This window comes from Pseudomonas mangiferae, assembly GCF_007109405.1.
GTDB classification, from domain to species: domain Bacteria; phylum Pseudomonadota; class Gammaproteobacteria; order Pseudomonadales; family Pseudomonadaceae; genus Pseudomonas_T; species Pseudomonas_T mangiferae.
In genome coordinates this window covers 1-12862 of record NZ_VJOY01000020.1, presented here as the reverse complement: position 1 = coordinate 12862, position 12862 = coordinate 1, and the positions used below count along the sequence as shown (strand labels likewise).

The following is a 12862-nucleotide window of genomic DNA, read 5'->3' as shown; positions in this document are numbered from 1 at the left end:
TTGTTATAACGTAACCAAATTATTCCCAGCTGTCCGGAGTCGTCATGCGCACGTCCTCGTTGCTTCTCCCTTTCGCCCTGTTGCCGCTGCTGGCCGTTGCCCATGACGACCATGCCAGCCTCGCCCCGCACGAACACGGCGTAGCCACCCTGAACTTGGCGCTGGAAGGCAATACCCTGGAGATCGAACTGGAAAGCCCGGCGATGAACCTGGTGGGCTTCGAGCACCCCGCCACCAGCGAGGCGGACAAGGCGACCCTGGCCGCCGCCCGGGCACAGCTGGAACGACCGCTGGAGTTGTTCGGCATCCCGGCCGCCGCCGGCTGCTCGGTGAGCAGCCTCGCGGTGAAAAGCCCGTTGTTCGGCGACGCGACCCACGACCACGACCACGACCACGACCACGACCACGACCACGCAGCCTCGGGCGAGCACCACGAGCATGTCCACAGTGACATCGATGCCGACTACAGCCTGGCCTGCACCCACCCTGGCTCCCTCGGCCAGGTAGACCTGGGCGCGTTCTTCAAACGCTTCCCGGCGACCCACACCCTGCGCGCCCAGGTCATCGGGCCCAAGGGGCAGCAAGGCGTGTCCCTCACGCCCGCCGAGGCGACCCTGCAGTTCTGACCCACCGCGCGGCGGCTCGCCGCGCCCTTGGCGCCCCCGGGGACCTTCCATGACGCCCTTGCTCGAACTCACCGACCTCGGCTTCGCCTGGCCCGGCCAGCCGGAGTTGCTGGACATCCGCCACTTCACCCTGGCGCCGGGCGAAACCCTGTTCCTGCGCGGCCCCAGCGGCAGTGGCAAGACCACCCTGCTCGGCCTGCTGGGCGGCGTGCAGAAGGCCGGGCGCGGGCGAGTCGCCCTGCTGGGTCAGGATCTCGCCGCGCTGTCCGCGGCGGCACGGGACCGCTTCCGGGTCGACCATACCGGCTACATCTTCCAGCAGTTCAACCTGCTGCCGTTTCTCTCGGTGCGGGAGAACGTGGCGCTGCCCTGCCATTTCTCCCGGCTGCGTCGCGACCGGGCACGCCAGCGCCACGGCAGCGTGGCGACGGCGACCGCCGCCCTGCTGGGCCACCTGGGCCTGCCCGAGGGACTGCACGAGCGCCGCGCCGGCACATTGTCCATCGGCCAGCAGCAGCGGGTGGCCGCCGCCCGGGCGCTGATCGGCCAACCCGAACTGGTGATCGCCGACGAACCCACCTCGGCCCTGGACGCCGATGCCCGGGAAAGTTTCCTCGACCTGCTGTTCGCCGAATGCCGGGCCGCCGGCTCCAGCCTGCTGTTCGTCAGCCACGACCGTAGCCTGGCCGGCCTGTTCGACCGCGATCTGTCCCTCAATGCGCTCAATCGCGCCAGCCAGCCGGCGGAGACCTGACATGCACCTGCTGCGCCTCGCCCTCGCCAGCCTCAACAACCGCCGTTTCACCGCATTGCTCACGGTTTTTGCCATCGCCCTGTCGGCCTGCCTGCTGCTGGCGGTGGAACGGGTGCGCAGCGAGGCCCGCGCCAGCTTCGCCAGCACCATCAGCGGCACCGACCTGGTGGTGGGCGCCCGTTCCGGCGCGGTGAACCTGCTGCTGTACTCGGTGTTCCGCATCGGCAACGCCACCAACAACATCCGCTGGGACAGTTTCGAGGCCTTCGCCCATCACCCGCGGGTGAAGTGGGCGATCCCCATTTCCCTGGGGGACTCCCACCGTGGCTACCGGGTGATGGGCACCGACGCCCGCTATTTCGAGCACTACCACTACGGCCGTGGCCAGCCCTTGCGCCTGGCCGAGGGCAAGCCCTTCGACGACCTGTTCGACGTGGTGCTGGGGGCCGAGGTGGCCGAGGCGCTGCACTACCGCCTGGGCGACCGCATCGTCCTGTCTCATGGCGTCAGCACCGTCAGCCTGGTGCAGCACGATGACAAGCCCTTCGTGGTCAGCGGCATCCTCGCCCGCACCGGCACGCCGGTGGACCGTACCCTGCACATTTCCCTGGCGGGCATGGAAGCCCTGCACGTGGACTGGCGCAACGGCATGCCGGCCCGGGGCGCCGGCCGGGTCAGTGCGGAACAGGCGCGCACCCTGGACCTGCAGCCCACGGCCATCACCGCCATGCTGCTGGGCCTGGACAACAAGGTGGCCACCTTCGCGGTGCAGCGGCAGATCAACGAGTACCGGGGCGAACCGCTGCTGGCGATCCTGCCCGGCGTGGCGTTGCAGGAACTGTGGAGCCTGATGGGCACCGCGGAACAGGCGCTGTTCGTGGTCTCGCTGTTCGTGGTGCTGACCGGGCTGATCGGCATGCTCACCGCGATCCTCACCAGCCTCAACGAGCGGCGTCGGGAAATGGCGATCCTGCGTTCCGTGGGCGCACGCCCCTGGCACATCGCCGGCCTGCTGGTGCTGGAAGCCTTCGCCCTGGCCCTGGCGGGCGTGGCGGCCGGACTGGCGCTGCTTTACCTGGGGATACTCGCAGGCCAGGGCTACGTGCAGAGCCGCTTCGGCCTCTACCTGCCCCTGGAGGCGCCCAGCGCCTACGAGTGGGCGCTGCTGGGAGCGATCCTGCTGGCGGCGCTGCTGATGGGGGCCATCCCGGCCTGGCGCGCCTATCGCCACTCCCTGGCCGACGGCCTGTCGATCCGGCTATGACGCGCGCCTTGCTCACCGGCCTGCTGGCTCTGCTGCTGGTCACCGGAACCGCGCCCGCCGGCGCCGATGCCCTGCGCGAGTTGAACTGGGCCGAGCTGATCCCCGCCGACGCCCCGCCCGAGCCGCCGCCCCTGCCACTGCATGCCCAGACTCTGGCCGATGCCCTGGCCGCGGCGGAAAGCGGGCCGGCGGCGCTCCAGCAGTCCCCGGCGGCGCCGGTGGTCCAGGCCCTGGACGGCCAGCGGATCAAGCTGCCTGGCTACGTGGTACCCCTGGACGTCAACGAAGACGGTAACGTGACCACCTTCCTCTTCGTTCCTTACCTGGGCGCCTGCATCCACGTGCCGCCGCCGCCATCCAATCAGATCGTCTACATTGAGCACGCGGACGGCGTCCGCCTCGATGCGCTCTACCAGCCGTTCTGGGTGGAAGGCACGCTGCACGTCGAGGCGACCCACAGCGAACTGGCCCAGGCAGGATACCGGATGCGCGCCAGCAAGCTGTACCCGTACGACACGCCGGACTGAGTGCCGGCACCGCGATTCGTTCCCCGTTTCGGGGTCCTCCCGCTCCGTCATATGGCCATCCATTGAGCTGGATCAAGACCGGGGGCAGCGCGCTGCCTAACATTGAACTCAGCCAACACATGCTCATAACCTGATGGAGCCCATCATGCGCAAGTCTTTGTTCACCGCCTCCCTGCTCGCCCTGGCCATCGCCGCACCGCTGGCCAACGCGCACCAGGCCGGCGACGTCATCATCCGTGCCGGCGCCGCAACGGTCGATCCCCATGAAGACAGCTCCAAGCTGTCCATCGCCGGCTCGAAGGTAGGCGGAACCAAAGCCACCCTGGACAGCGACACCCAGCTCGGCCTGACCGGCACCTACATGCTCACCGACAACCTCGGTATCGAGCTGATCGCCGCCACCCCCTTCAAGCACGAAGTGGGCGTGAAAGGCCTGGGCGCACTGGACGGCAAGCTGGCCGACATCAAGCACCTGCCGCCGACCCTGAACCTGCAGTACTTCCCCCTGGACCCGCACTCCGCCTTCCAGCCGTACGTCGGCGCGGGCCTGAACTACACCGTGTTCTTCGACGAGAAGCTGACCGGCCAGCGCAAGCAGCAGGGCTTCAGCAACCTGGACCTGGACGACTCCTGGGGCCTGGCCCTGGAAGCCGGCATGGACTACATGCTGACCGACCACCTGATCCTCAACGCCGCTGTCTGGTACATGGACATCGACACCAAGGCCACCACGAACCTGGATGGCGTGGGCAAGGTCAAGGTCGACGTGGACGTGGACCCGTGGGTCTACATGGTCGGCATCGGCTACAAGTTCTGATGCCAACCGCGCCGGCTCCGGCCGGCGCAGCTTTCACCGGGGAAACCCGGCACGGGCGCCACGGCGCCCGTTTTTTATTTCCCTAAATGTTCATGCCCTCAAGCGTCGTCGTCTTCCGCCAGCTTTTCGGCCAAGCGCTTCATTATCCGATCGGACCTGATTTCATAGCGGTGCAAGGCAAGCTTTCCGTCGTCATTGCGCATGTAGAGAATCTCCAGCGCCTCACCTTGGGCAAAGTGGGTATTCAAGGTGTAAATCGTGAGCCGCTCACCCTGCGTGTTCAGCATTTTTTGCATGCCCACTACCGTTGAAGCTCCCGCCTCACCCATGGTGGCATGCACGAATTTGAGAAAGTTGGTGAACTCTTTTTCAGTGCAGCCTGCCTTGAGGCCTGAACCGGATCGCTTATAAATTCCGGAAAAATCCTTTGCATTATAGGCTTGGTGCAGGCTATCCATGTGGGGCTGGGCGGACTTGGTCATCTCCTGATCGATCCGCGCACAAGCCACGAGAAAAGCGAACAGAGTTACCAATGAGATTTTTTTAAGAATTTTCATATAGTTTAATTTTCTTAATTACAAAACAATAAAGAACGCGATGCTTATCAGTTAGCAGGAAGTAAAATTTTTTATGGTATCCGCTTTATCCTATCACCTAAAACCCTCCCCCACTTCTGCCTAAGCTCGCTCTCACTTAGTACTTCCAGAATTTCCCCTCCACTCAAATTTACCCTATAGCCTTGTAGCGCCCCCATATTCGAACAGGAAGAATGAGGCGGGACCTCCGCCACCATCAGGGCCCCCTGTCCATTATTCAGCCAGCTCAACATTGCGATATTGGGCTCTTCCTGCTCATCGCATTTGGCTAATTTCTCGGAAGCCTTACTTACTTGAATAGTGACATCGTGCTTTTGAGGCAGACCATTTCCGTCAACAGTGTAATAGTCAACACCCCAGCTTCCTACGCCACCCCCATCACTGACATTTATTGAAAAAGCATTGGAGTTCGGTGCCCACGAAATTTCCATCAACCCCGGATTCACATAAGTAGCCAATACGGTGGAGCTCGCATGATTTACCAGCATTAATTTCCGCTCAATACTCGAAATGTAAAATATGTGATTCGGCGAACAAGCAGCTTGAGCAGATAACTCAGGCCCTTCATGAGAATCATAAAAACAATGAAATTTTTCTGACCATATACAACCCTGCTTCCTTGCCATCGCAGCACTTGCAACTACCGTAGAAAGAGCAAAAATTAAACCAGCGCTACAGCTCAAAAAAATTTACTATAAAGGGAAAATCTAAAATACATGAAAACCTCAGATGTTGCGGCGGCAACCTGCGAACTTAGACAAATACGGAAAACAACAAATCTTTACCCCAATTCCTTTCGGCATTATCAACATCACCCCAGTCGACTATTTGGGGGGTCGACATACTCGCTATGGACAGCCTGATGTATTTTGACTAAACCAACTTATTGAAAATGTATAGCCTGACGGCTTCGCTTGTGGAGAAATTTCAGCCCGAAGCCTTCCCTTACAATAGGTCCACTCTGTTAAGCTTTCTATGGGTGATTCACGCCAACCATTAGCAAGAAGTTGCTTTTCATAAAAATCCTTAACATCTACTTCCGCCATTTTAGTTAGATAAAACTGCTGAACCAAACCCGAGCTGACTTTAGAAGATGCATGTTTTTCCCCTGATTGGTAGGAATATGCAGGGGGGTGAATTTTTACGAATTCCTCCTCCAGCCTCTTTAGGTCTGCGACGCCCGAGCTTTTAGGCGCCTCAAATAAAATCCAAACCCCCAAAAAGAAGGCAAGAAAGATAGTGAAGATGCAACCCTTTAGCAGTTTCAGAAAATCCACACTTCTATTTCCCATCTATACTCCCTATTTTTTTGGTGTTAGACTCAGGGGTAATACCTGCTCCTCCCCAACCAAGCCCGAGGTTTAATGCTGCACCCGATGGATTAGCTGCAACACTCCCTCCAAACACATCACACACTCCGACAGAAGATCCCAGCCATTGCTCCCAGGCCACCGTCTATTAATGTGGCTGTTCTTGCCCAGAAAAGCTGCCGACACCGGAACCCATCTCTCTGTAATCTCCTGTTGTACCTCCAGAAAAACCGCTAACAAAACAGTTTCCATGAATAGCTTCATCGCTTCGCGCTCGACAATAACCATCGAGCTATGCGGTAACAGGTACCGGGATTTATAGAGCGCCAACGGTCATCGTTTCATATGATCACATCAAAACCCAAAAATCAGATACCCTCATAATATTCACCATTCTACTCATATAATTTTTCAGTGTTATCAAGCAGATCTACCAAAACGTTTTTTCTGCTCAGGCTTCATTATACTCAATAGTTCCTGACTACTATCGCTAAGGTTTTCGCCATCACCTACTATGAACAGGGCGGCAGCTTTAATCATATCCTTCTCCACACCTGCTCCTCTTAAATACAAGCTTGCCAAGCGTTGATTGGCTAAAGCATCTCCTTGCCTGGCTGCCTTCTTATAAAACTCCGCTGCTTTTTCCTCATCGGCACTTCCTCCTTCGCCCAGCTCATACATTTGCCCCAGCTCACGTTGGGCCAGAGAATAATTTTCTATTGCGCTATATAATTCTCGCGCTTTTTAGCATCTTTTTTAATTACCGGATCGGCCTCACCCGTCCGATATAAATATGCAAGCGCACTAGTAGCTGCTGTGTTCTGCTGACCTGCGGATTTCACATACCAAGCTACAGCATCAGACCATGTTTTTTTAACACCCTGACCCATTTCGTACATTGACCCCAAAATGAATTGGGCTTTAGCGTCACCGTTGCTAGCCAAAGGCTGCAAGTAAGAAAACGCCTTTTCATAATCCTTTTCAACCCCCAGACCAGAGGCATAAATAACTCCAAGCTGTAAACTCGCCTCATTACTTCCAAGTTTCTTTGCCAATTGATACTGAGCAATGGCTTTTTGGTACTCTTTAGCCTTTAAATTCTTGGAAGCGTTAGAACTCAGTTCTTCTATATATTTTTTTTGAATTTGATTTTTCGCACCAATAACTATCTGAATCTCGATCGCTAGAACCAGCTTGATAAACATTTAATTCACATAACTTAATTTCGGCCGAAGGCGACCCTAGACCTGCTGATCTTTTAAAATTATCTATTGCAGCTTTTAAATCGCCCACCTCTAACTTCAGAAGACCTGATGCATAAAGCTGCTGGGAGGCATATAAGGAATCATCGCCATTTTGACATGCCAACACAATGCGACCAAAAAAATAATTACTACATAAAGCAAAAAGCGGAGTTTCATTTACAACCACTCATAGCCATTCCCGCGCTCATTCCTTCCAAATACTTTACTCCGGACAAACCCTTCCCAAGTAAACATTTACTAAGGCCTGCAGCCCTTCCAAGGCCGCTTTGGTAGCATCCATTCCTTTACTGAAAGCGGTAGGCGGTAGGCGGTACGGCTCCGACAAGACTAGACTCCGCTCGCTAGTAGTCCCAGTACTTGTTGCGCTAAGGCACCCTTGCCCATTCTCCACAATAAATAATTGAGCCTATTTCTTCTTTTCGCCTAGTAGAAGACTACGAATAAGGTCATCCGAATTAATATTGTACCGGTGCAAAGAAACGCGATTATCTTCCAACTCTAAAAGGAAAGACTCTGCACCCACCCCATTAGTAAATCTTGTATTGTATGTCAAGACTATTAATGGAACACCATCACCATCTTTCAAATAAAAAACCTTATCCTTTTTTGTTGAAACTCTTTCACCAAGTATTTCTCTAATTTTTTCTATACTCCCAACGAAATCATCCTTACTTACCCCAACCTTGAGTTTTTCTGAAGCATTTTCATAAATTTCAGAAATTTTCCTGGAGTTGAATTTTCCGTTAAAATAATCAACATATTTTTCACCTTCTTCCTCTCTACCATCATTACTCTGAGAACAGGATACAATTGAAGAAAATAAAAAAATAAGAAAAACCCTACTTACCAAACCCATTTTCATTCCTCAATTAATCTATAGCACAATATGAGTACTGCTGACAGCTCATTAAACCCGCCGCACCTCTTTCGCCTACCCAGCCCCCACTGGATGTAGAGGTTAAAGCAAAACCATTAATACCAATGCTTTCTAAGCACAACTTCATCAGGAGTTAAAAATTTTTATATCTCTTTAAGTATAGACAGTTAACGACACCAAAAATAATTCTTTAAGATTTCCTGTAGCGCAGTAAATTTCAACCTGCTCAACATTTCAGCAGCCTAACTTTAAATAACAATTTAAAAACTATATAAACATGCCAAGCATCGATCAGATATTAGAAATACTATAAAATATATTAATGAAATTAATTGCCACTAAAATCTTAGCAAGGATTACTTTTCTACCCATTAGAAATTGCATAAATAATAGTTCCAAGCATAAAAATAAATAGAAAAACCGTCAACCAAGGTCTGATAGTTTTCTTATTAAGATTTTTTCCAGAAAACCGCCAAACATTACCAAGTCACCCCTGTATCGCCCTGTTCATAAGTGTAACCTGCGCCAGCACTTCCTCCAGCATTGCTGTTTACGCCCTTACTTGCGCCAGCGCCAAACCCAATAAGTGTCGCTGTACCATTACCGGGTGATGAAACTACGCCGCCACCTAGATAATAATAAGCTTTAGTACCGCTTGCTGAATATCCATTTAAAAAATTGTTTACATCCCCTTCATAAACTTGAGCTCTATTTAGCCATCCAGCACTAGTACTTCCAGAAATATTCAATAAAGAAGGATAAGTTTTGTTAGTGCCAAACCCAAAAAATGCTTTTCCGTCTCTGCTAAAAGTACCCCAAGCACTAAGCATACACATATCAACTTGAAAATTGATAAAATCCGGAGCTCTTAAATCATTTTTTCTTGGCATGTCAGCTGCGCAGTCGCCTGTTGCACATCTTCCCTCATTTGGATGCCCAGTCCGTCCACTTGCGTCAGATATATAGCAAGCTGTACCAGGAGAAACGGTTCCAGGCGGACAAGGAGCAAGGCCGTTAGGGTCAACATTTAGATGCGGATCAAGCGGATACGCATACCCATTCATCCCCCAACAACCCGATCGGGTCCTGGCTCACGTAGCGTCCCAGCTCGGGGCGTAGTAGCGGTTGTAGTACAGCCCGCTTTCCTCGTCATGGTACTGGCCCTGGAAGCGGATCGGCTGGTCGGTGTCGCCGCGTTCGGCGCGTACCGCGGCCCAGTCGTCCGGTTCGGCCTGCCAGCGCAGTTGGCCGTCTTCGCCGGTCAGGCGCAGTGGGGTGCCCAGGTGGTCGGTATGGAAGCAGGCCAGTCGCAGCGCGTCCGCCGGCGGCCGGTAGGCAGCGGGCAGGGCCTAGCCCTGGCTCGCCAGCAGGCGCCGGGCCTGGATCAGCTCCAGCGGGTCCGGGGCGGGGGCCTGTTCCAGGCGCAGCAGCGGCACGAAGCCGCCCGGTTCGTGCACGGTGGTGCGCTGCCAGTCTTCGCCGACCTCGGCGCACTGGCGATCGCCCTCCCAGCCGAAGCGGGTGGTCGAGAGGGTGTCGCCGCGCAGCACCTGCTTGAGGATGCGCCGGGAGAGGCCCTCGTAGCGGTAGGCGGCCTTGATTTCATCACCTGCAACATCTCGGTAGCGATACACCAGCCAAAATTATAGGAATCAGATGGTCTATTGCGGCTTAAGCGGACTTAGGCCTGCCTTTCGCAAGGCATTCAAATAAATGCGCATATCGTTGTATTTACAGCTCTGATAGTCATCTGGTGAACAAGGGCCATTGGTCCCCACTAAATGAATACGTCGACGAGCCTCTTTAACCAAATCAGGTAACCGATCATGAAGGTCCAATCCAGTTATCGATACATCGACACTATAAAGTTGCTCTGCGGGCGGCAGCTGTCTGTCCAGTACTTTGATTAAAACCTGAAATTCGCCTATGCCGTAGGACTCCTTGCGCTGCCAACTACCCACAGGAAACGACTTATAATCCATATCCTTAACTGGAAGCTGCATACGTAGCTTGACCTCATCCAAGGTGAATTGGAATCCTCCGCTGACAGCTTTCAGGCTGCTGTTATCGAACATTTTTATCAAATCACCCGCCAGCCTCAGAGCTTCTTCGCGCTTGACTGGATATATAAGTGGTTTAACCGATAAACTCCTAAGATGTCCTGCTACAAAATCCGTTGACACAAACGTGGAGCGCGGTAAAGTGAAAACGACTTTCGGGACCCCATATTCGACAATAACGGTGCTCATATTGGGCTCAGCGATAGGATCCATGGAAAAAACTATATAATCGTCGACTCCTTCATAGGGGTTACTTTCAGCAAAAATATCCTTCGAATTATTTTCAATGAACGCATCATATGGCATACCCAGTTCTACTCTGAGGACCCTAGGAGGCCTATTAATATAGGAGGCCCATGGATTTTTTACCTTTTCATAAACCATATGACCTACCCCTGCTATAGCGATTATGAAGGAAAAAAGTATGCCCCAGCCTGAGGTGAGTTTACTTGAAAGCCTCTGGAACGTTCTATGCATTATTAACGTTCCCCTCTGCCCCGGATTCCGCCCAGAATTTCATTAATCTTATCGGGTTGTGTATTGACTTCATCAAATTTCGGTAAAAAATTATTTTTATAGAAATTTACGCGATCTTTGGCGTTGGAAACATTCAGGTCTCCGGGGAAGCTCAGTCGAGTGCTATCGGATTTATCGCACCCGGAAGTGAAATAAACGCTTTGGTCTACAGCGATCTCCCCAGTTTTGGCATTAACCCATGCTTGTACGACAAGTAAATTATCATCCCACATAGCGTTTTGCACTACTACACTTTGCTCGTGCTCCGCAATGGCTAATGCTGCTTCCTGCGGCTTGTTTTTCATCATAAAATCAATTGCTTTTAGTAAATTCTTGCGGTCTCGTGGATCCAAATGCATCAAGTGCTGCTCTATGCATTTCAAAAGCTGCTCATCCGTCAAAGGCGGCCTCGCCGTTTGATAAACCTTCAGGATGGGGTAGATATTCTGAAAAATTGCAACATTGCCTTTTCCTAGGACATCATTATTTACAAGCGGATTTCCCATCATCGTACATCCTACCTGCTTGGACACGATGGCGGCAGTTGCAGCCCATTTCTGGTTGGGGTCCTTGAGGTAAAGGTCGGCATACAGAGCATTGATCTGGCGATTGCGCTCGATAGGGTCAGGGTGTTCAGAGATGAAATCCACTTCTTTCATCACATCTGCCCACCGCGCATCGCAGCAGTTGCCATCCTTGCATTGGTAGACTGGGATATCGGCCCGCATCTTGCGCAGTGTGTCTCGAAACACTGCATTGGCCTGCTCCACCTTCCGCTCGCGCTCGAGTTTGGCCTCATAGACGAGCTGCGCAAATTCATCGAATTCGCCAGGGTATCGCTCCATTGGGTGCATGTATCAGCGGACCTCTTCCCTTATATCGATGTGCCTCTGCATGATCATCGCCTTGTATAGCCGCTGCGAACGCTCCAATCCCTGCGTGTCGTTCAGAATGGCCGCTGCCCAGGGATAACGCGGATCACACTCGAATCCCTCTCCCAGTGCCATCTGGCATACGAGGAAATCGAACCACTCTTCTTCGCTGTTAAAACCGTACTGTTTCGCACGCGCGATCCCTCGCTCAATGAGGGCACGCAACTCGGGTGGCGTATAGTCGCCCCAGGGTTCCCTGGCATCGGGGATGTAGGTTTGCAGGAAATGCGCCTGCACCTTATCGACGAACGTGTCCTGTTCCGCCTGGGCAAGCTGTTGGAGTTGATGAGCATTGAACTGAATCATGGAAAGTCCGGGAGTATGTGGGTCTTGAGTTCCAGGCTGCGTACGCCTGAGAGCGTATCCAGCCAAGAGGATTTCCAACCCACTTCCAGCAGTGCTCGCTGGGGGTCGTGAAAGCAATAGGCGCGATTGATCAGAGAACCGAACATCTGGGTGTGCTGAGCCTGGGTCATCAGCGGGACGATCTTGCAGAACACGCGAGGGTCATAGAAGCGCCAGTAGGCGGAGCTTCCATCGGATAGCTCCACCTGAACGAATTTCTTGAAGTGCCCCCTTAACGTATCCAGGTCGGCTTGGCTCTGAAACAACCATCCCCACTGTTCGCGCCATCCTTGGCCCTGATGGTTGAACCAGAATGCAGCCAAAGCGCCATCCAGAGGAAACTCGGCGCAGTAGGGCGCATACCGCCCGAGGCGAACCTCGGCAATCCCAGTGAACAAACAGCGGGCCCGTATGCCATGCCGCTTCAGCACGTCAGAAAAAAGAGGGTGACGACTGCTGTCGATCAAGGCGAAGCAACTGCCCGCCGCTGGATCGAGGCGAGCGGCGAACCATTCACACGGGGAGGGAACAGGCGGGCTCATCCCTCATCGGACCGTACGAGGGCCGTGCCGTGATCCCCCGCGCTTTTCAAGCACTCGCCCTGCCGATTCAGGCCGATCCACACGCTGTCGCAGCCCACTGCGATGGCCCCCTGGCAGGCGACGAGATCTCCCAGACGCGCCGCCGGGCGGCCACCGATCAGTACGGTGGGTTCACCTTCGACGATCGGCTCTTCAGCATGGTTGTGCCTCACCAGATCGCCCACGCGGGCGGCGGGGAGCCGCCCGATGAGTACGCTGGGCTCGCCTTGCAGGATGGCGCCTTCGGCTTGTTTGTGCAGGGCGACATCGCCCATGCGCGCAGCGGGTTGACCCACGGCGGTTCCTCCCTGATCAGTGTTTGATGGGGCCGTTGATCCCGACGACGGGCAGGTGGGCAGGATCCACGCCGCCCGAGAGCCCGCCTCCCAATC

The 12862-nt window shown here is 54.3% G+C and carries 17 protein-coding genes and 1 pseudogene; 5 read left to right on the top strand and 13 right to left on the bottom strand.

Features of this window, described 5'->3' with window-relative positions; translation table 11 throughout:
• Positions 1-44: 44 nt before the first annotated feature.
• From FM069_RS19365 to FM069_RS19345, 5 genes are all read left to right on the top strand, one after another.
• Positions 45-626 carry a DUF2796 domain-containing protein gene (locus FM069_RS19365; protein WP_143490060.1) on the top strand — a complete coding sequence of 194 codons (582 nt, stop codon included), beginning with the start codon at positions 45-47 and terminating at the stop codon, positions 624-626.
• A 49-nt stretch (positions 627-675) separates the two neighbouring features.
• Positions 676-1380, top strand: a complete 705-nt coding sequence (locus FM069_RS19360) for an ABC transporter ATP-binding protein (protein WP_143490059.1) — start codon at positions 676-678, stop codon at positions 1378-1380.
• Between the two features lies 1 nt (position 1381).
• Positions 1382-2644 carry an ABC transporter permease gene (locus tag FM069_RS19355; RefSeq protein WP_143490058.1) on the top strand — a complete coding sequence of 421 codons (1263 nt, stop codon included), beginning with the start codon at positions 1382-1384 and terminating at the stop codon, positions 2642-2644.
• Entirely contained in the window at positions 2641-3171 is a 531-nt protein-coding gene (locus tag FM069_RS19350) for a DUF3299 domain-containing protein (RefSeq protein ID WP_143490057.1), read from the top strand. Before FM069_RS19355 ends, FM069_RS19350 begins: the two co-directional genes overlap by 4 nt.
• Positions 3172-3316: 145 nt before the next feature.
• Positions 3317-3988 carry an OmpW/AlkL family protein gene (locus FM069_RS19345; protein ID WP_143490056.1) on the top strand — a complete coding sequence of 224 codons (672 nt, stop codon included), beginning with the start codon at positions 3317-3319 and terminating at the stop codon, positions 3986-3988.
• 98 nt (positions 3989-4086) lie between these two features.
• On the opposite strand, the gene FM069_RS19340 is transcribed toward FM069_RS19345, so the two are convergent.
• The 13 genes and pseudogenes from FM069_RS19340 to FM069_RS19285 all read right to left on the bottom strand — a co-directional run.
• Positions 4087-4545, bottom strand: coding sequence for a hypothetical protein (locus tag FM069_RS19340; protein ID WP_143490055.1), 459 nt, complete (start codon positions 4543-4545; stop codon positions 4087-4089).
• A gap of 71 nt (positions 4546-4616) precedes the next feature.
• Complete coding sequence (locus FM069_RS19335; RefSeq protein WP_143490054.1) at positions 4617-5210, bottom strand: hypothetical protein; 594 nt, start codon at positions 5208-5210, stop codon at positions 4617-4619.
• A gap of 222 nt (positions 5211-5432) precedes the next feature.
• The gene (locus FM069_RS19330; RefSeq protein WP_143490053.1) at positions 5433-5861 is read right to left on the bottom strand and encodes a hypothetical protein; all 429 of its coding nucleotides are present in this window, start codon (positions 5859-5861) and stop codon (positions 5433-5435) included.
• A gap of 453 nt (positions 5862-6314) precedes the next feature.
• Positions 6315-6599 (bottom strand): tetratricopeptide repeat protein, encoded by a 285-nt coding sequence (locus FM069_RS19325; protein WP_267904209.1) that lies wholly within the window; start codon positions 6597-6599, stop codon positions 6315-6317.
• 11 nt (positions 6600-6610) lie between these two features.
• Positions 6611-7099, bottom strand: coding sequence for a tetratricopeptide repeat protein (locus FM069_RS19320; protein ID WP_143490052.1), 489 nt, complete (start codon positions 7097-7099; stop codon positions 6611-6613).
• 466 nt (positions 7100-7565) lie between these two features.
• Complete coding sequence (locus tag FM069_RS19315) at positions 7566-8015, bottom strand: DUF4019 domain-containing protein (protein WP_178106860.1); 450 nt, start codon at positions 8013-8015, stop codon at positions 7566-7568.
• Between the two features lie 500 nt (positions 8016-8515).
• Positions 8516-8926: a hypothetical protein gene (locus FM069_RS21940; protein ID WP_233282087.1), complete on the bottom strand. Its 411-nt coding sequence runs from the start codon at positions 8924-8926 to the stop codon at positions 8516-8518.
• Positions 8927-9043: 117 nt separating this feature from the next.
• A pseudogene (locus FM069_RS21935) lies at positions 9044-9673 on the bottom strand (RHS repeat-associated core domain-containing protein); the annotation flags it as partial.
• Between the two features lie 24 nt (positions 9674-9697).
• A complete protein-coding gene (locus FM069_RS19305) occupies positions 9698-10573 on the bottom strand; it encodes a hypothetical protein (protein ID WP_143490050.1) in 876 nt (291 codons plus the stop codon).
• Positions 10574-10575: 2 nt separating this feature from the next.
• A complete protein-coding gene (locus FM069_RS19300) occupies positions 10576-11466 on the bottom strand; it encodes a DUF2515 family protein (RefSeq protein ID WP_143490049.1) in 891 nt (296 codons plus the stop codon).
• 3 nt (positions 11467-11469) lie between these two features.
• Positions 11470-11850 (bottom strand): hypothetical protein, encoded by a 381-nt coding sequence (locus FM069_RS19295; protein ID WP_143490048.1) that lies wholly within the window; start codon positions 11848-11850, stop codon positions 11470-11472.
• Positions 11847-12356, bottom strand: coding sequence for a DUF4123 domain-containing protein (locus FM069_RS19290; RefSeq protein WP_178106858.1), 510 nt, complete (start codon positions 12354-12356; stop codon positions 11847-11849). The genes FM069_RS19295 and FM069_RS19290 overlap by 4 nt, the downstream gene beginning before the upstream one ends.
• A gap of 71 nt (positions 12357-12427) precedes the next feature.
• A partial coding sequence (locus FM069_RS19285; RefSeq protein ID WP_218570316.1) for a PAAR domain-containing protein occupies positions 12428-12862 on the bottom strand: 435 nt, incomplete at its 5' end.

Excerpts from the sequence above, each read along its gene's own strand:
- FM069_RS19365 (WP_143490060.1), top strand. The coding sequence starts at position 45 with ATGCGCACGTCCTCGTTGCTTCTCCCTTTCGCCCTGTTGCCGCTGCTG.
- FM069_RS19360 (WP_143490059.1), top strand. The coding sequence starts at position 676 with ATGACGCCCTTGCTCGAACTCACCGACCTCGGCTTCGCCTGGCCCGGC.
- FM069_RS19355 (WP_143490058.1), top strand. The coding sequence starts at position 1,382 with ATGCACCTGCTGCGCCTCGCCCTCGCCAGCCTCAACAACCGCCGTTTC.
- FM069_RS19350 (WP_143490057.1), top strand. The coding sequence starts at position 2,641 with ATGACGCGCGCCTTGCTCACCGGCCTGCTGGCTCTGCTGCTGGTCACC.
- FM069_RS19345 (WP_143490056.1), top strand. The coding sequence starts at position 3,317 with ATGCGCAAGTCTTTGTTCACCGCCTCCCTGCTCGCCCTGGCCATCGCC.
- FM069_RS19340 (WP_143490055.1), bottom strand. The coding sequence starts at position 4,545 with ATGAAAATTCTTAAAAAAATCTCATTGGTAACTCTGTTCGCTTTTCTC.
- FM069_RS19335 (WP_143490054.1), bottom strand. The coding sequence starts at position 5,210 with ATGGCAAGGAAGCAGGGTTGTATATGGTCAGAAAAATTTCATTGTTTT.
- FM069_RS19320 (WP_143490052.1), bottom strand. The coding sequence starts at position 7,099 with ATGTTTATCAAGCTGGTTCTAGCGATCGAGATTCAGATAGTTATTGGT.
- FM069_RS19315 (WP_178106860.1), bottom strand. The coding sequence starts at position 8,015 with ATGGGTTTGGTAAGTAGGGTTTTTCTTATTTTTTTATTTTCTTCAATT.
- FM069_RS21940 (WP_233282087.1), bottom strand. The coding sequence starts at position 8,926 with ATGCCAAGAAAAAATGATTTAAGAGCTCCGGATTTTATCAATTTTCAA.
- FM069_RS19305 (WP_143490050.1), bottom strand. The coding sequence starts at position 10,573 with ATGCATAGAACGTTCCAGAGGCTTTCAAGTAAACTCACCTCAGGCTGG.
- FM069_RS19300 (WP_143490049.1), bottom strand. The coding sequence starts at position 11,466 with ATGCACCCAATGGAGCGATACCCTGGCGAATTCGATGAATTTGCGCAG.
- FM069_RS19295 (WP_143490048.1), bottom strand. The coding sequence starts at position 11,850 with ATGATTCAGTTCAATGCTCATCAACTCCAACAGCTTGCCCAGGCGGAA.